The organism is Mycoplasma crocodyli MP145 (assembly GCF_000025845.1).
GTDB lineage: Bacteria > Bacillota_I > Bacilli_A > Mycoplasmatales > Metamycoplasmataceae > Mycoplasmopsis > Mycoplasmopsis crocodyli.
The window spans coordinates 13,329-31,726 of the sequence record NC_014014.1 but is presented as its reverse complement, the minus strand read 5'-3'; the positions used below and the strand labels follow the sequence as shown (position 1 = coordinate 31,726).

The window sequence follows — 18,398 nt, the reverse complement described above, 5'->3', positions numbered from 1 at the left end:
AATTTATTTTATAATGCTGTGATTTAACTTTGCGTGTTTTTCGTCATAGTCAGGAAAATATTTTTTAATCAATGAAAAAAAGCTGTTTGAATGTTTAGATATTTTGTCATGGGCTAATTCATGAACAACAACACTTTCAATAGTGGAAATTGCAAAGTTATGAAGTTTAAAACTATAACTTATTGTTTTTGTTCTTCTTGAATTTGTTCCTCATGTATTATTTTTTTCTTTAATTAATATTTTATATTCGTTGCATTGCATTATTTCTTCATATTTTCTTTGTAAGTTTTCTAATTCCTTAAATAGTTTTTTCTTTATTCAATTTTTGATTTTTGATTCAATTGTATTTTCAGAAATATATTTTATAAATCCAGTCATTTTTCCTTCATCAAAAATAAAAATAACTTTTCTTTTTTTATCTATCTCATAGACTAATTGATTTCCAAAAAGGTTGAATGAATTTGTTTCAAAATCAATTTTCAAAGCTTTGCTATTAATAATTCCAATTGAAATTTTTGGTACTAATTTATCTATTAAATCAATAACTATTCGTTCGTCATGATTAAAAGCTAACTTTATAAAAAAAATACCATCCACATAATGGCAATAAGAGTTTTTATTTTTTGTTTTAATAACTTCTATTTTCGTATTAATATTATTTGTCTCTTCAAATTTCTTTAATAAATAGCTTTTTTCTAAAATCATTTTATTTTATTTTATCAATATATTTGTGCTTTTTTCTCATCTTCTTCCTTTTTTCTTAAATGATAAACAGCTGGTCAAAGTGCAGTAGAGATAACAGCACAAGCAATAATTTCAACAACTACATTAAGTCAAATTGCTACAAGTCAAACATTTATATTACCTAATCAAGAAATTGGTGCAAATGAATGATGAATATAAAGCGCTATTGTAACGAAAATAGTATTTGAAATGGGAGCAATAATTCCTAAAATTAGAACCTTTCATCAATTTGGATCGCGTAATAATTTATATACTAAATAAACTACTAATCCAACTAAAATTCTTGGCAATACAGATAAATCCGGAAAAATAAAGTATGGATCTCCTTGAACTAAAGCAGCAAATAATGAACCTAATCCAAACGTTATTGAAGATGTTGATGCGCCTAAAAATCCTAAATGAACAGTTGCTACCACTACAAAAAATGGAATAATTGATATAGCAACCACTCCAATAGTTATATATCCTAAAAACGGAATTAAACTAAAAGTTAATATCATTGCAACGTAAATTGAAGCAAAAACAATTTTTCTAATCATATGACCTCATATTTTTTAATTTTATAATAAAATTTAGTTATGATAAGCAAAAACTTTAAAACAAATATCAAGTCATATTTAACAATAGATATTGGTAATAGTTTCATTAAAATGGGGCTATTTAACGAAAATAAAGAACTAATTGATTTTTCTATGTTTCCTAGTAAGAAAATTGATTTAGATAAGATAATAAGTAAGTTAGAAACATATAAAATGAAAAACATAGTTAGTGTGATAATGGGTTGCGTTGTAAAAAGCTATTGAGAAAAATTGAATTTAGTACTTAAAAATGTTTTGTCGATAGAAGCTTATAGAATTAATGAAAAGACAAAATTTTCATTTGATTCTTCTGGTTTTATTGCTAAAGGAATTGGTGATGACTTGCTAGCTTTAAGTGAATACGCAGTAAGAAAAAACGAAAATTCTATAGCTTTTTCCTTTGGAACGAGTAATGTTGGTTTATTTATAGTAGATAAAAAATTAATTGGTGTGTCAATATCAGCCGGTCTAGAATCTTCTTATAATTCTTTAATTTCTAAAGCTTCACTTTTAAAGAAAACAAAGATTGATAGAGCTTCTTTATTATCCTATGGTCAAGACACTTCTGGAGCTCTTGAATCAGGATACTTTCATCATAGAAATGGCTTTTTATTGAGTTTTGTGAACTCTATAAAAGCAAAGTATGATGATAAAAATTTTTATATAGTTGCTTCAGGAAATGCGGCAACTTCATTTAACAACAATCACTTTGTTGAGATAAATAAATATGCTATTCTCGAAGGTTATTTAAATATACTCACGATTAATATAAAATAGTATAATATAAAAATATATGTTGAACTTTGAAAAAATAAAAAACAATAGAATTATTCCGGCTATACTATTAGCTGTGTTTTTTGGTGGTTTTTTTTCATTTATGATAATTGGTGGAAACTCACAAGGAAAATTTGGTGAAATATCAAGATTAATTAGCTACATAATGTTGTCGATAATTTTTATATATATTTGCTTTGAATTATTTAATAGTTTTGGTCTTGGTTTATATTATTCTTTATTTTTATCGTGTTTATGCTCTGTCGCTTTTGCTTTTCCTATGATAACTATTTCAAATTTCATTGATTACGAAATAGATGCAGGTACAAGTTATGGAATGAAAAATATAATAGAATTGATTTTTAGAGATTTTTGAAGTGTAATTATTATGTTTTTAATTTCGTTAAGCTATTTTTTTATAAAAATCTTTACTGTTGAAAATGTTAGTTACAAAAACTTAACAATTAAAGCAACTGTTTTGTTTATAACTCTTTATTTCTTGATGATTGCTTCAAAGCAATTAATTTATTCATCAACTAGTGCATGAAAATATTTAATTCTATTTTTTGCTGTAAGTATTTCATGTGACATGTTTGGATATTTTGGTGGTAAATATTTTGGACACAAATTTTTTAAGAATAAATTTGCGCCATCAATTTCTCCTAAAAAAACTTGAGAGGGTGCAATAAGTGCTTATCTAATGAGTTTCATAATTTTATCTTCAACGATATTTACACTTAATTTATTTAACTCAAATATAGGAATTCAGATTTTTGCAAACATCACTTTACCTATGTTTGCCATCATGGGTGACCTTTCTTTTTCAGCAATTAAAAGAATGAACTCAACAAAGGATTTTTCTAAAATACTTTTAGGCCATGGCGGTATTTTAGATAGATACGATTCGATTTCTTTTGTATTTTTCTTTGGGTTTTTAATGTATTTTGTTGCTTAACTCTATAATTTCATCGATTTATATCAATAAAAACGCAATTTAAATAGATGAAAAAAAATTCACTATTTAATTTATATATTTTTTTTGCTCTTATAATATAAATATGACTAATAAAAAATACTATCAAGATGAAACTTTTAATAAATTTATGGAGTTTTTACATGTTCCAAAAATTCCAACTTTAAGAGAAGCTTTTATTCCTGAACCAATTCATTTTGAATTTGTAAATGAACAATATATTTTTTATGTAAACATATCAATACCTAGTGTTCCAAAAATTTCTGATTTTGATATTTTACTTAAGAGATTAAAAGTAAGCAATGGGCAAAAGTTCATTGTTAACTTTAAAATAATAAACTCTATAAATGATGCTCAATATATGAAAGATTACATTCTTTACATAATTGAAAATTTTCAGGAATTAGAGTGAATAAAACTTAGAATAGATGATTTTACATTCAACGCAAACCACACAATACCAAGTTGAAGACTTTGCTATTATGATGAAAGTCTAAAATTAAATGTTGAAAGTGCTTGCGAATTTATTAATAGAGAATTAAATAAAATTGGTTTTTTAGGCTTTAATATTTATCCAGATTATTTAGAATATGTGCAAAATAAAAATACTGAATCGCTTCAAAATTTACAAGATTTAATTGATGAAAAATTAAGAAAAATAAAAACTGAAGATGTGGTTTTTTCTAAAATTGGAACTAAAAAATTTACCAAAAATACTAGAAATAAAAATTATTTAAAGAGAACTATTGAGCAAATAAATAATGACGAAATAGAGGAAAAAACAAGAGTTTCATTTAATGGTTATGTTTATAAAAGTGATTATAGTGTTTCAAAAAATGAAAAACACATTTATACTTTTTCAATTACTGATTACAAAGACGCTATTGAAGTTAAGTGGTTTTTAAACGAACAATTAGATAAAGATAGAACGGTTAATGTTGGTGATTTTGTTTTTGTAGAAGGATCGCTAAGCAAAAATATGAGAGATGTTGTTTTCGTTTTTGCTGATGATGTTGCTAAACAAAAAGACAATAAAAAAATAATTACTGATGATTCTGAAATTAAAAGAGTTGAACTTAATACAAAAAGCAAAATGAATACAATGGATGGAATTTTAACACCAATACAATTAATTAATAAAGCGAAAGAATTAGGACATAGAGCAGTTGCTTTATTAGATTCGAATAGCGTTCAAGGATTCCCTGATTTTTATAATGCAGCAAAAAAAGCAAAAATTAAACCAATTCTTGGGGCTACTTTTTCAACTATACCACAGTCAAATAATTCAGTTTCTAATTTCCAAAAAGATGGAATTTTAAAAGAACAAGAATATGTTTGTTTTGATATAGAAACAACAGGTCTATCTCCAAGATATCATGAACTAATTGAATTTGGTGCAACAATAATTAAGAACGGATCAGTAATTTCAAGAGAGCAATTTTTCATAAAAGCAAAAAATTCACTTAGTGCTTTTACTATCAATTTGACCGGTATTACAGATCAAATGCTTAAAAATGAAGGTTTAGAATTAAAACCTGCATTATTAAAAATCAGCAAGTTATTTGAAAACAGAATCGCTGTTGCACATAACTCAACATTTGATATGAATTTTTTATTTCAAAAATTTCTAGACAACAAAATGGAAATTCCCAAAACAACTTTTATAGATACATTAGTTGTGTCTAGATTACTCTTTAGTAAAGATAGTAAACACAGATTGGAAAATTATGTAGGAAGACTTGGGATTATTTATAACTCCGATGCTGCTCACCGAGCAGATTACGATGCTGAAATTTTAGCAAATGCTTGAATTCCATCAATGAATTTATTGGCTGAAATTAATATAAACACCATTGTCGAACTTAGAGATTATAAAAGTAATCAATTATATTTTAAAAAGTTCTCAGATGATGTGAGTGTAATAGCACTTAATCAAAAAGGTTTAAAAGAACTATTTAACTTTGTATCATTATCACTAACTGAAAGAATGTATAACCAACCAAAAATATTTTTTGAAGACATTAAGAGATCAAAAAATATTTTAGTTGGATCAAGTACGCTAAACGGATTAGTAATAAATGCTTTATTTTTTAAAAACGATACCGAACTAAGAAATTACATTGAAAAATTTGACTATATAGAAATCCCTTGTTTATCAAACTTTAAACATTGAATTGAGTATGGTGATTTTAAAGAAGAAGATATAAAAAACGCTTTAAAATACTTGGTTAAAACGGCAAAAGAAATGAAAAAAATAGTTGTTGCGGTAGGTGATGTCAGATACATTAACGAAACAGAAAAAACAGCTTATTCGCTTTTAGTTTATGCAAAAGCTATTGGTGGAGATAGGCATTATTTATTTGATTATAAAAGAAAGCATGACTTAAAGTTGCCTGAAAGGTTTTATTTAACTACTGAACAAATGATTGAAGAATTTAGTTTTCTAGAAGACAAATTAGCTTATGAAATTGTTGTAGAAAACACAAATTTAATTACTGATAAAATTAATGAAATAGAAGTAATTAAAAAAGATTTGTATACACCAAAATTTGATGATTCTCCAACAAAGTTAAAAGATTTGGTTTATAAAACAGCAAGAGAAAAATATGGTGAAAAACTTCCTGAAATAGTTGAAAATAGAATTAAAAAAGAAATTAATCCTATATTAAAATATGGTTATGATGTTATTTATTGAATATCCCACAAGCTTGTTAAAAAATCAATTGATAATGGTTATTTAGTTGGTAGTCGTGGGTCTGTTGGATCATCTTTGGTAGCTACATTATCAGGAATAACAGAGGTTAACCCTCTTCCACCACACTTTGTTTGTCCTAAATGCAAAAAGTTTGAACTTATAGACAATTTAAAAATAAGTTCTGGATTTGATTTAGATGATAAGGAATGCGAAAAATGCAAAATAACAATGGATAAGGACGGTCAAACAATTCCTTTTGAAACATTCTTAGGTTTTGAAGCCGATAAAGTTCCTGATATTGATTTAAACTTCTCCGGAGATTATCAAGGTGAAATTCATAATGAGATTAGAAGATTGTTTGGAGAAAACCACACTTTTAGAGCCGGAACTATAGCAACGGCTGCTTCAAAAACAAGTTATGGTTATATTAAAAATGCACTTGATGAAAGTGGTAAAAAAATATCAAGTACTTTTGTTGATTATTTAACTTCAATTATCGAAGGAGTAAAAAGAGGAACTGGTCAACACCCCGGAGGAATAATAATTATTCCTAAAGAATATAGTGTTGAAGATTTCACACCAATTAACTTCCCAGGTAATGATGTTGAAAGTGATTGAAAAACAACACACTTTGATTTCCATGCAATTCATGATAATGTTCTTAAATTAGATATACTTGGGCATGATGATCCAACAGCCATAAAAATGTTAGAGCGTTTAACTGGTGTAGATGTTAAAAAAGATATACCAAAAAAAGATAAAAAAGTTATGTCCATTTTTACATCACCTGCTGCTCTTGGTATTAATTCTAGCCAAATCGGGGGTGAGCCAACAGGTGCTTTAGGAATTCCTGAATTTGGAACTCCTTTTGTTAGAAAGATGTTAGAACAAGCTAAAGCAAAAAGTTTTGCTGACTTAATTTCGCTTTCAGGACTTTCACACGGTACAGACGTTTGGTTAAACAATGCACAAAGTTTAATTAAGGAAAAAGGACACACAATAGACCAAGTTATTTCATGTAGAGATGACATTATGGTTTATTTAATCAAGCATGGTGTTGATTCTTTATATGCTTTTAAAATTATGGAACAAGTTAGAAAAGGTAAAGGAATCACCGAAGAACAAGAGCAAGACCTTAGAAAAAATAAAATACCACAATGATACATAGATAGTATGAAAAAAATTAAGTACATGTTTCCTAAAGCACATGCTACTGCATATGTTCTAATGGCTTGAAGAATTGCTTGATTTAAAGTTTATAAACCTCTTGAATATTATGCAACGTTTTTTACAACAAGATGCGATGTTTTTGATGTAGCTAACATGTGTGAAGATTTCAAAATAACTAAAATTAATAATAGAATTGCAGAAATAAATTCAAAACCAATTAATGAAATATCTGCTAAAGAAGCAAACTTAATTCCCGTTTTAGAAATAGCGCGTGAGTTATATGCGCGTGGATTTACGATAAGTAAAATATCAATTACTAAGAGCTTAGAAAAAGAATGAGTGATAGATTATCAAAATAAAACCATTATTCCACCTTTTTCAGCTCTTGATAGTTTGGGTGATAGTACTGCTTATTCGATAACACAAGCAAGAAAAGAAAAACCGTTTATTTCAAAAGAGGATTTTGCAAACAGAACTTCAGTTTCCAAAACTCAGTATGCTGAATTTGAAAAACTCGGTGTTTTCAAAGAACTTCCTGAGTCTGATCAAAATACTTTATTTTAGATTAAATAAAAAACACATTAACCTATGCACAAGGCTAATGTGTTTTTTATTATTATTGAATTAGTTGTTTCCTCTCATGCCTAGTTCAACCATTTTTGCTGTTTCTTCACCAAAAAGTTGTTTAACTGCTGCAATACCTAGTTCAACCCCCGACATAGCACATCTACCTGTAATTAGGTGATCTCCACCAACGGTTACCATTGCTTCCGTTCTGTTTCTTGATGCTACTAAATTCGGCATTGGATATGATGAGTATCTAACATCTTCATCGAAAATATCATTTTCATATAAAGCGTTTGGTGCATCACAAATTGCATAAACATATTTTTTATCAAGGTAGAATTTTTTAACAATTTCTAAAGACTTTTTATCTTCTCTTAAATCTTGTGCAGCTGGTCCACCTGGAATAAAAATTGCATCATAAAGTTCATATTGAAACTTATCGTTAATTTTTAAATGGGTTAATCCAAATTGTCCTGTTACTTGTTTTAGTGTTGGATTGTAATATTGAATTCCTTTAACTTTTCCACTTCTTATTAAACAAGCCATAAAACCTGTAAATTCAACATCATTGAATTTGTCATGTAGTAATACTAAAATATTCATTACTTACCTACTTTCTTTTTTTTAATCATTCTATAAATTGCAAGCATTAATAGAAAAATTGGAAGAACTATAAATATACCAACGCAAACTAGGTACACCCTTAAAAAAGCTTTATTTAATTTCTCTTTTGAAATAGTAATACTTTCCATTATTTCATGAGTTTTTTCACCTAAGAAATCTTGGAGGTCTATAATTCGTTTTTTATCAATTAAATTGACTGCTACAAAAACTGCTGTTGCTGAAATTAAAATTATTACATTAATGATTGTAAAAACATTAACATTTCCAAAAGCTTTTTGAAGAATTAGCTCCATATCTAATTTTAATGCAAAAATCTCACTTTCGGTATGTATCTTTATATATTTTAAACCAAAAATCACTAATGCAAAAAATCCATAAAATGTAAGTATATTTATATAAACCCACATTGTTTTTATAGTTTTCAGAGTCAACTTTCTGTAAGTTGAGTGAAACATTACGTTTGCTGAAGCATCACCTCTATCATAACTTTCTCTTAAACGTTTTATTGTATTTTTCCAAGAAGTAAAATCAATTATGTTTCTTATCATAAATGAAAATGATACTATAATGAAAATTAATAAAAGTATATAATAGCCAATTACATTAGCGCTTGTTTTTTGATTGGTATATGCATCTAAAAAAGGAATTTTTACAGTGTTTGTAAAAATTAAAGCTAAAACAAGCAAGATAAGGGATGATAAAAATAAAGCCGAACCTCAAATTAAAGAAGAAATTCCTTTAATTGCTCTTTCTCTTTGGATAATTCTATAAGCACGAGGACTAAGTTGACCTTCAGGATCACTTTTAAGATTTGACTCGGAACGAATAGTTCTATCAAGGCTATTATTTTGAATAACATTGATACCTTGTGTATTGTCATTAATTGGTCTAAAATTCATTAATGCTCCTTTTTTATCTTAATAATTATAATATAATAGTTTAAAATATTTTGAAAGGTAATAAACAAATGAAAAATAATATTAATTGAGATACTTATTTTATTTCGCTAGCTAAAATTTCGTCATTAAGAAGTAAAGATCCATCAACCCAAGTAGGAGCATGTATAATAAATTCTGAGAAGAAAGTTATTGGTTTAGGATACAATGGAATGCCTAACGGAAACGACAAAGATTTTCCATGAGGTAGAGATGGTCAAAGTCAAAAAGAAACAAAATATCCTTATGTTGTTCATGCCGAAGTTAATGCAATATTAAATACTACTGTTCAACCAAAAAACGCTATTTTATATACAACTTTATTTCCTTGTATAAATTGTGCAAAAGTTATTGTGCAAGCAGGAATTTCAGAAGTTATTTATGAAGATGATAAATATCACGATACCGAAGATGGTGAAATGTCGAGATATTTGCTAAAAACTTGTAATGTTAAAACCAGAAAATTGGTTGATACAACTGACGTTCAAGTTAATCTGAAAACAAATAAATAGAAAGAATTGAAATGAAAAAAATTGCTGAAAAATTTAGAGATTTACCAAGTGGTACCAGTGGTCTAGGACTTGGTGCAATTACATTATGCTCTTTGTGATTTTATTTAATGAGACACATATATGATGACACAAAAATTGCAGACTATTTTTATTTAGGAGTAACTGTTTATACAATTGGTTTTATTTTCGGAATTTATTGTTTTATAAGCATTTTGGTAAAATTTTCACTTAATTTTGATTTATTATTGTCAGAGTGAAAAGGTAGTTCAACTTCAGGATTTTTACCAACAAAATGAATGCTTTTAATTCAAATAGTTTCTTATATATCAGCAGCGTCTATTGGTGCTTTCGATATAAACTTTACATATGATATTAATAAGAGAATTGTTAATACTGGAACTATAATTGCCTCTATAATTTCCACTCTAGCACTTATCTTACAAATTATTATGTTACTAGGTTTTTTAAAGTTTGTAATGGGAAGACACAATTTTAAAAGCGATGTTGCATACTCGTCTTGATTTGTTCCTACCGTTGGAATCGCTATAATTTGTAATGCCTATCCTAATCTTGGTAATCTAATTCCAATAGATGTTTATAGAGTAATTTGATTTATTGCCTTTGGTCTTTATATGGTTTTTTTACCAATCATTTTATATAATATAATTTTCTTTAGATATAGTGAAAAACCTCAAATTTCAGCAATAGGAGTTTTTATTTCTCCAGGCTGTTTGTTATCTTCAGGATTCTTTTGTGTATTCTCAGATCTTCACACTTTCTTTGCTTATAATTCACCTTTATTTTGTTATTTATTACTAACGGTTTTAATTTCAATATCAACTCTTGGGATGTTTATATTCTTTACAAGCTTAATAAAAATTATAAAGTTGAAATTTAATCCAAGTTGAACTGCCTTAACCTTTCCAAGTGCAGTTTCGGCAACATCATTTTTAAAACTATCTCTTAATTTAAAGTTATTTGCACTTGAAAATCTAGAACAAAATTCTCTAATATTTACACTTATAAAAGCAATACATATTTTCTATTTAGCAGTTGGAATTCTTTTTATAAGCACCTCAACAATTGTAATTTCATATGTAATGATTAGATATTTAATTATCCATTATAAAGTTTTGTTCTTAGGAAAAATAATGCAATACTAATTCCAAAAATCCTTGGAATTTTTTATTCATCATTTATGGAATAAAATTACCATACAACAAAAAAAGTATAATTAAATAAATATTATTAAAGGAGATAAAAAAATGGCTAGAAGAATGGTACTTAATCCCGTTGCATATTTTGGTAGAAATGCAAGAGAAAACATCATACACGAAATAACCAAAAGAAATCTAAAAAAAGCTTTTATATGTACAGATAAAGCTATTGTAGAAAACGGAATTATTAATTTAATTACTGATGTTCTTAATAAAAATGAAATGGCTTACGTAATTTATAGCGATGTAGAACCAAACCCATCTATAGAAAATGTTCAAAATGGAGTTCTCGCTTTTAAAAAATCAAAAGCTGATTATATATTAGCAGTCGGAGGTGGCTCACCCATTGATGTTGCTAAAGGAATAGGAATTATTGTAGCAAATCCAGAATTTGATGATGTTCTTTCTCTTGAAGGTTTATCACCAACAAAAAAACATGCAGTGTTTACAATTGCAATTCCTACCACTGCAGGAACCGCTTCTGAGGTAACTATGAACTATGTTATTACCGACAAAAAAACAAGTAGGAAATTTGTGTGTGTAGATCCTAATGATGTTCCAGAAGTTGCAATTGTTGATGCTGATTTAACATCAACAATGCCAAAAGGATTAGCGAAAGCTAGTGGAATGGATGCGCTTACACATGCAATTGAAGGGTATATCACACAAGGTGCTTGAGCAATGAGCGATATGGCTCACATTAAATCAATTGAACTAATTGCAAATAACTTAGAAAAAGCAGTTAGGGGGAATGGAGTTGCTCAAGAAAATATGATTTTGGCTTCATACATTGCTGGTATGGGTTATTCAAATGTAGGACTTGGAATAGTACACTCAATGAGCCACCCACTAAGTGGATATTACAACATTCCTCATGGAATTGCAAATGCAATTTTATTGCCTACTGTAATGGAGTATAATGCACCAGCAAGCGGAACTAAATATAGAGAAATTGCAAAAGCTTTTAATGTTCCTGATGTCGATAAAATGAATAAAAGTCAATATAGAAAAGCCGCTGTTAAAGCAGTTAAGGATTTAGCAATTCGTTTAGGAATTCCACAATCACTTAAAAAATTAATGAAATTAGAAGATCTAGATTTAATTGCGGAATTTGCTTTTAAAGATGTGTGCACCCCAGGAAATGCAAGACAAGCAACTCTTGAAGAAATTAAGGAATTGTATAAGAAACTTCTGAAATAAAATCAACTCAAACTATCTAAAAACCGGTTTTTTAACCGGTTTTTCTTCATTCACTATAGGTATTTAAATTAAAACAAATCCCTATAGTGAAGATGAATGAGTAAATTAAATTTTAGTGCAATGAAAATAAAAAAACCGGAAAACCGGTTTTTGAACTTATTATTTTGCTAGGTTGTAAAATGTGTCAGAACCTTCGAAAGTTGATGTTTCACCAAGTTCTTCTTCAATTGCTAATAGTCTGTTATATTTTGCAATTCTATCTGTTCTTGACATTGAACCTGTTTTAATTTGTCCTGTATTGAGAGCAACAGCAATATCAGCAATTGTTGTGTCTTCTGTTTCACCTGAACGGTGTGATACAACAGCTGTCATGTTTGCTTTTTGAGCCATTTCGACCGCTTCTAACGTTTCTGTTAATGAACCTATTTGATTAACTTTAATAAGGATTGAATTCATTGATTTTTCTTCAATAGCACGAGCTAAAATTTCTGTGTTTGTTACCGTTAAGTCGTCTCCAACTATTTGTAATTCATGTCCGTATTGTTCAGTGAATTTTTTAAATCCGTCTCAGTCACTTTCTGCAAATCCGTCTTCGATAGAAATAATTGGGTATTTTTTAACTAACATTCCTAGGTAATCAACCATTTCATTTGTTGTATATGTTAATTTAACATTTCCAAGTCTTTCAAAACCTTCTTTACCCATTTCAATAGCCGCTTTAAGTTTTCCAAATGTATAAACTTTTCCGTCATATAATTCACTTGAAGCACAGTCCATAGCAATAGCAACTGCTTTTGGCCCTCTTTTAGCTGCTTTGTATCCTGCCGCTTTAATAGCTTCAACTAAGAAATCTAAAGCTTCTTCGTGTGATTTGAAGTTTGGAGCAAATCCACCTTCATCACCAACTTGAATTCCGTGTCCTGCTGATTTTAATAATCTTGCTAAGTTATGGAATACATGGTTTGCCATTTGCATTGCTTCTCTAAATGATTTTGCACCAACCGGCATAATCATGAATTCTTGAAAGTCAACTGTATTTGAAGCATGCTCACCACCATTAATAACATTAAGCATAGGTACTGGTAATTGGTGAGCATTAAATCCACCGATATATTTGTATAATGGTAAATCTAATTCGTCTGCAGCTGCTCTTGCCACTGCTAAAGAAACTCCTAAAATTGCATTTGCACCAAATTTTGATTTAGTTTTTGTTCCATCTAATTTAATCATTGTTTTATCAATTTTACGTTGTTCTGTAACTTCTAATCCAATGATGTGTTTAGCAATGTCTTTATTAACATGATCTACTGCTAACATAACACCTTTCCCACCGAATCAATTTGATTCATAAATCGAACCTTTGTCTCTAAGTTCAAGAGCTTCTCTTGAACCTGTTGATGCTCCCGAAGGAACCATTGCTGAACCGTAAGCTCCAGCATCTGTTCACACTTCTACTTGAACAGTTGGGTTCCCTCTTGAGTCTAATACTTCACGAGCGTGAATTTTATTAATTGCTGACATTTTAATCTCCTCTTAAAATATATATAGTGTAATTATAACATTTTGAAAAAAAATAATTAATGGTTAATTAAACAGTTTTTTCAAATAACATAGGATCATTACCATAATTAAACAAAATAAAAAAATGTGCTGTTTTATAGCACAATTTATATATATTATTTTACTTTAATTAGTGAATTAATTTCAATATTCTTATTAAATAATTCTCTTCCATTCAAGAATTCAAGTTCCATCAGTAAAACTATTTTTTTAACAATTGCTCCTTGGCTTTCTAACAGTTTGATAATTGCTTTAGTGGTACCACCAGTAGCAAGAACATCATCAACTATTGCAACGGTTTGACCTTTTTTAACAAAACCTTTTTGTATTTCTAGTGTGTTGCTACCATATTCAAGATCATAATTCATAGACACAACTTCACCAGGTAATTTATTTGGTTTTCTAACCATAATAAACGGTTTTTTTAGAAATGCTGCAACCGGTGTTCCAAATAGAAAACCTCTTGCGTCTGGACCTACTATAATATCAACATCTTTGCAAATATTCGCCATAGTTGTTATTGTATAATTCAGGGCTTCACCATTAGCTAATAGTGGTGAAATATCTTGGAATATAATTCCTTTTTTCGGAAAGTCGTTTACTTCTCTTATATATTGTTTTAAATTCATTTTTTATCCTTAATTAACTCTAACATCTTCAAAAAACTCTAGAACATCATCAACTTTTATTTCGTTGTATTTTCTAATGTGTGTTCCAAAATCCTTACCTTTAACAACTTCTTTAGTATCATTTAATTCTCTTCTCAGCGAATCAATCACACCTTCGTGAATAAGTTTTCCGGCTCTATAAACTTTGACTTTACTATTGGCTTTTACAACACCTTCATCAACTAAACATCCTGCAATATTTCCAACTTTCGAATAGAAAAATACTTTTATGATGTGAGCTATTCCAGTTTTCTTTTCTTCATAAACAGGGGCTTTTAATCCATCTAATAATTTTTGACAATCATCAATTATTTTATAAATAACATCATGTGAATATAAATCAATTCCTAAATTTAATGCAGATTGTTTAACGGTTACAGAAGGTTTTGCATTAAATGTAAATATAATTGCATTAGATGCTTGTGCTAACAAAAGATCTGCATTACTTACATTTCCTGCATTAGCAGAAATAACTTTTATAATAGCTTCATCATTAGATAAGTCGTGAATTTGCCCTTTTATAGCTTCACTTGTTCCATGCACATCGGTTTTTAAAATTATGTTTACAACTTTTTTATCGCCTTGTGTATTTGTATTTGAAGTTTTTAAATATAAGTTTGTTTGACGGTCCATCATACTTTTTTCAGAGGCTAATTTTTTAGCAAATTTTTCATCGCTAAAACCAACGAATCTATCACCTGCTTGAGGTGTATAGTTAAGACCGGAAACTACAACAGGTGTTCCAGGTTCAGCTTTATCAACAGGATTGCCAGCATGATCACATAATGTTCTAATTCTTCCATACATTGAACCAGCAACAATAAAATCACCTTTATAAAGTGTTCCGTTTTCTACAATTAATGTAATAACAGAACCAACCCCTTTATCTAAACGGGATTCTATAACCGTTCCAATAGGATACCTTTTTGGATTAGCTTTTAAATCTAAAATCTCAGTAAGAATACTAATTTTATCAAATAAATCATCAAGACCAGTTCCTTTTGAGGCTGAACCATAGGCAATTTGGGTGTCTCCACCGAATTCTTCAATAACAACATTACAATTTGCTAGTTCACCTTTTATTCTATCTAAATCTTTGTTTGGTTTATCCATTTTATTAACAAAAACAACAATAGGAACTTTGGCTGCAAGTGAGTGTTCAATCGCTTCTTTTGTTTGAGGCATAACTCCATCATCAGCAGCAACAACTAAAACAACAATATCAGTAATTTTAGCTCCTCGTGCTCTCATCATTGTAAACGCTTCATGTCCTGGCGTGTCAATAAAGGTAATGTTTGCACCTTTGTATTTAATTTGATATGCACCAGTATGTTGAGTAATTCCTGAAGTTTCAGAATCGGCAACATTTGTATTTCTTATCTTATCAATCAATGTTGTTTTACCATGATCGACGTGTCCCATAACAGTAATAATTGGTGCTCTTTTTACTAAATCTTTTGTTTTATCTTCAAATAAAACCTCGTCTAAAAAGTTACTAGCATCAACATTTGTTTCTTTATTAAATTCAAAATTATTTTCTAAACATAGTTCAGCAATTTCTTCTTCTTCCAATACGTGATTGAGGTTGTACATTTTACCTTTGATAAAAAATTTCTTAATAATATCATTTGCATTTAATTTTGTTTTTGCTGCAAAATCTACCACTGACATTTTTCCTGTAAAGGTGAAAATTCCATCTTTTAATTCTGTCTTGTGTGATGATAATTGATTTTTAACATCATCCACATTACTTATTCTGTTTGTTTTTTTCTTCATAAAACCTCCTCTAGTTCTTTATATAGAACTTCATAATCTTTGGAAGATAAGTTTGTTTTAAATGACCTATTAAGGCATTTTTTAGAAAAGAATATTGTTCATAGTTCCTGGTTATTCAGTAAATAACAACCTCTTCCTTTTTTATTCTTTTCAAGATCAAGTGTAACTTTATTTTCTATTTTGTTGTAATCAAATCTAATAAGTTCATCTATTGGAAAAATTTTGTTTGTGACAACACATTTTCTTGAATAATTATTTTTCTCATTCATCATCAAAATCACTCAGGTCTAAATTAGAATCCAACCCGTAATTTGTAAGGTCATTATCTTCTTTAAAGTCTTTAAGATCAACTTTTGCTTTTTTGTATTTTGATTTAAGAGTTTCTTCAGGTTTTTTGTTGTCTTGATTTTCTTCTAGTTCACTTATTTCATCTTTGAATTCACTTTCTTCATTATCATCAAAGATTGTATTTTCGTCAATAGCATCTAAAAAGTCATAAGTGTCATTACTATGATCAAAGTTGCTTACAACTTCATCAAACATTGAATCAAAATCTGTTTGCTCATTTCTAGGATTTTCAGATTTTGCTTTCTCATTTTTTTCTTTTTGTTGTTTAACTGCTGCTTTTTTAGCTTCCTTAACAATTGCTTTTGTTTCTTCAATTGTTTTTTGAGTTTCAATAAAGGAATTAACATCATTTGCGAAATCATTAATATCAATATCAATTCCATCAAAATAATTTGTTGATTTAGATTTCTTTGGAGATCTATTTACAAATTTACCAATAAGTGGTTTTTCAAAGGATTGTTGTTTTTTAAATTCAATTCCTTTTGCAATTGCTTCACTAACTTTTAACAATTCAATTCTTGTTCCTGTCAATTTTTTTGCTAAATTAACATTAACAACACCACGCCCCATTGCTACATACATATCAGAATCAGAAGCCACAATTGCAAAATAGTAATTATCTGCACCATTATTTTTTACAACATCAATAATTTTCGCAGGTAATAAAGCGTTTTTAACAAATTCTTCTTTAACATCTGAATATAAAATTACATCTACTTTTTCTCCACCAAGTGCATTAGAAATTTCATTTATTCTGCTACCGTTATAACCTATAATAGATGAAATCGGATCTAGAGAATCGGCAGGATTTGATTTTTTAACTGCAATTTTACTTCTCATTCCTGGCACTCTTTGAATACTTACTACATCTATTAAACCTTGTGCTATTTCAGGAACTTCTTTATTTAATAAATCATAAATTGCTTGAGGTGAATCTGTAGAAACTTGTACTTGAGAAAGTTTATTTTCCTCACTAACATTGTCAACGTAAACATCTATAAATAAACCTGGGTTAAGATTTAACTTTTGATTAATATTTGCATATGGTAAGAAAGCAGTAACACCGTCTTCAAGACCTAAGTTATATGAACCATCTTTATTTTTACTTAATATTTTAGCTTTTAATTTCTCACCAATTAATTTGCTATATTTGTTATAAATAGCGGCTTTTTCATTTGCTTTAAGTTGTTGAATAAAACCGTTTTTAATTGCTGTTTTTGTTTTTTCATTAAATATTTCAAAGTCAATTTCTCAATCAATTGCATCATCTATTTCTACTGATTTTTTTACCTTTTTTGCCTTGCTTATAGGTACAAAAGAGATTTTTTGAACATCTTGATCACCGTTAAATTCAAATTCATCTTCTACAACGGTTGCATTCGTGTTTATAATTGAAACAACTTCTCTTTCTTCATCAACAACAAAATTAATTATAGCTTCTGGATCAATATCTCTGTTAATTGCTTTTGTTGTTTCATCAGCAATAATATCTGCTATTTGTTGAGTTGATAAATTGTTTCTTGCAGCATATCCCTTTGCAATGATGTACCATTTTCTATTGCTTTGAATTTCGTTTTCTATTTTGCTTGTAACTTTTTTTGCCATCATTTCCTTTTCTAAAAGTAAATTTTTACTTCTTTTATATTTTCCTTATTAAGTTCAACTTTTCGTAAAAGTCCTTTTTGATTAAATTGAATAGTTATGTTATTGCCATCTACTGATAATAATTTACCAGGTATTTCCAAAGTATTCATTACTTCTTTTTTTAAAGAAAAAACAAGTTTTTTACCTATAAATTTTTCTATCTCATCAATAGAAACGATTATGTCACTACCTTTTGATAAAATGTCCAAACTTGTATCTTCTCCAAGAAGTGATTCGTTTTCTAAAAAGTCATAAATTTCTCGTGTATATTTTTCTACCGTTTTTAAATCTCTTGTATCTAAAACTATTTCTAATGTAAAATCTTGATCATTTTTAAGCTCTTTTATTTCTAAAATAGCATCATTAAATTTATTTTTTATTTTTTCAATTCTATCCATTTATCCTCCAACTAA

At 28.4% G+C, this 18,398-nt stretch carries 16 protein-coding genes; 6 read left to right on the top strand and 10 right to left on the bottom strand.

Annotated features, from left to right (window positions below; translation table 4 throughout):
* Window positions 1–3 precede the first annotated feature (3 nt).
* Window positions 4–705, bottom strand: coding sequence for a YgjP-like metallopeptidase domain-containing protein (locus tag MCRO_RS00140; protein WP_013054355.1), 702 nt, complete (start codon window positions 703–705; stop codon window positions 4–6).
* 11 nt (window positions 706–716) lie between these two features.
* On the bottom strand, window positions 717–1,283 hold the full coding sequence (locus tag MCRO_RS00135; protein WP_013054403.1) for an ECF transporter S component: 567 nt from the start codon (window positions 1,281–1,283) through the stop codon (window positions 717–719).
* Between the two features lie 39 nt (window positions 1,284–1,322).
* Here MCRO_RS00135 and MCRO_RS00130 point away from each other — a divergent pair, with 39 nt between their 5' ends.
* The 3 genes from MCRO_RS00130 to MCRO_RS00120 all read left to right on the top strand — a co-directional run bounded on the left by MCRO_RS00130 (window position 1,323) and on the right by MCRO_RS00120 (window position 7,498).
* Window positions 1,323–2,099, top strand: coding sequence for a type III pantothenate kinase (locus MCRO_RS00130; RefSeq protein ID WP_013054512.1), 777 nt, complete (start codon window positions 1,323–1,325; stop codon window positions 2,097–2,099).
* Between the two features lie 16 nt (window positions 2,100–2,115).
* Complete coding sequence (locus MCRO_RS00125; protein ID WP_013054649.1) at window positions 2,116–3,051, top strand: phosphatidate cytidylyltransferase; 936 nt, start codon at window positions 2,116–2,118, stop codon at window positions 3,049–3,051.
* Window positions 3,052–3,154: 103 nt separating this feature from the next.
* Window positions 3,155–7,498, top strand: coding sequence for a PolC-type DNA polymerase III (locus MCRO_RS00120; RefSeq protein ID WP_013054741.1), 4,344 nt, complete (start codon window positions 3,155–3,157; stop codon window positions 7,496–7,498).
* 60 nt (window positions 7,499–7,558) lie between these two features.
* On the opposite strand, the gene MCRO_RS00115 is transcribed toward MCRO_RS00120, so the two are convergent.
* Both MCRO_RS00115 and MCRO_RS00110 read right to left on the bottom strand, forming a co-directional pair.
* Window positions 7,559–8,104, bottom strand: coding sequence for a DJ-1/PfpI family protein (locus tag MCRO_RS00115; RefSeq protein WP_013054163.1), 546 nt, complete (start codon window positions 8,102–8,104; stop codon window positions 7,559–7,561).
* Window positions 8,104–9,024, bottom strand: a complete 921-nt coding sequence (locus MCRO_RS00110) for an MSC_0882 family membrane protein (RefSeq protein ID WP_013054346.1) — start codon at window positions 9,022–9,024, stop codon at window positions 8,104–8,106. Before MCRO_RS00110 ends, MCRO_RS00115 begins: the two co-directional genes overlap by 1 nt.
* 68 nt (window positions 9,025–9,092) lie before the next feature.
* On the opposite strand from MCRO_RS00110, the gene MCRO_RS00105 reads away from it, so the two are divergent.
* The 3 genes from MCRO_RS00105 (at window position 9,093) to fucO (ending at window position 11,989) form a co-directional block, all read left to right on the top strand.
* Window positions 9,093–9,572 (top strand): deoxycytidylate deaminase, encoded by a 480-nt coding sequence (locus MCRO_RS00105; RefSeq protein WP_013054174.1) that lies wholly within the window; start codon window positions 9,093–9,095, stop codon window positions 9,570–9,572.
* Between the two features lie 11 nt (window positions 9,573–9,583).
* Window positions 9,584–10,735 (top strand): SLAC1 family transporter, encoded by a 1,152-nt coding sequence (locus MCRO_RS00100; RefSeq protein WP_013054788.1) that lies wholly within the window; start codon window positions 9,584–9,586, stop codon window positions 10,733–10,735.
* 102 nt (window positions 10,736–10,837) lie between these two features.
* Window positions 10,838–11,989: a lactaldehyde reductase gene (fucO, locus tag MCRO_RS00095; protein WP_013054232.1), complete on the top strand. Its 1,152-nt coding sequence runs from the start codon at window positions 10,838–10,840 to the stop codon at window positions 11,987–11,989.
* A gap of 159 nt (window positions 11,990–12,148) precedes the next feature.
* On the opposite strand, the gene eno is transcribed toward fucO, so the two are convergent.
* From eno to MCRO_RS00065, 6 genes are all read right to left on the bottom strand, one after another.
* Complete coding sequence (gene eno / locus MCRO_RS00090; RefSeq protein ID WP_013054266.1) at window positions 12,149–13,510, bottom strand: phosphopyruvate hydratase; 1,362 nt, start codon at window positions 13,508–13,510, stop codon at window positions 12,149–12,151.
* Between the two features lie 155 nt (window positions 13,511–13,665).
* Window positions 13,666–14,178: an adenine phosphoribosyltransferase gene (locus tag MCRO_RS00085; protein ID WP_013054436.1), complete on the bottom strand. Its 513-nt coding sequence runs from the start codon at window positions 14,176–14,178 to the stop codon at window positions 13,666–13,668.
* 9 nt (window positions 14,179–14,187) lie between these two features.
* Window positions 14,188–15,993 carry a translation initiation factor IF-2 gene (gene infB / locus MCRO_RS00080; RefSeq protein WP_013054359.1) on the bottom strand — a complete coding sequence of 602 codons (1,806 nt, stop codon included), beginning with the start codon at window positions 15,991–15,993 and terminating at the stop codon, window positions 14,188–14,190.
* Window positions 15,969–16,265 (bottom strand): YlxR family protein, encoded by a 297-nt coding sequence (locus MCRO_RS00075; protein WP_238523091.1) that lies wholly within the window; start codon window positions 16,263–16,265, stop codon window positions 15,969–15,971. Before MCRO_RS00075 ends, infB begins: the two co-directional genes overlap by 25 nt.
* Window positions 16,246–17,946, bottom strand: a complete 1,701-nt coding sequence (nusA, locus tag MCRO_RS00070) for a transcription termination/antitermination protein NusA (RefSeq protein WP_013054522.1) — start codon at window positions 17,944–17,946, stop codon at window positions 16,246–16,248. The genes MCRO_RS00075 and nusA overlap by 20 nt, the downstream gene beginning before the upstream one ends.
* Window positions 17,947–17,957: 11 nt before the next feature.
* A complete protein-coding gene (locus MCRO_RS00065; protein WP_013054783.1) occupies window positions 17,958–18,383 on the bottom strand; it encodes a ribosome assembly cofactor RimP in 426 nt (141 codons plus the stop codon).
* Window positions 18,384–18,398 lie beyond the last annotated feature (15 nt).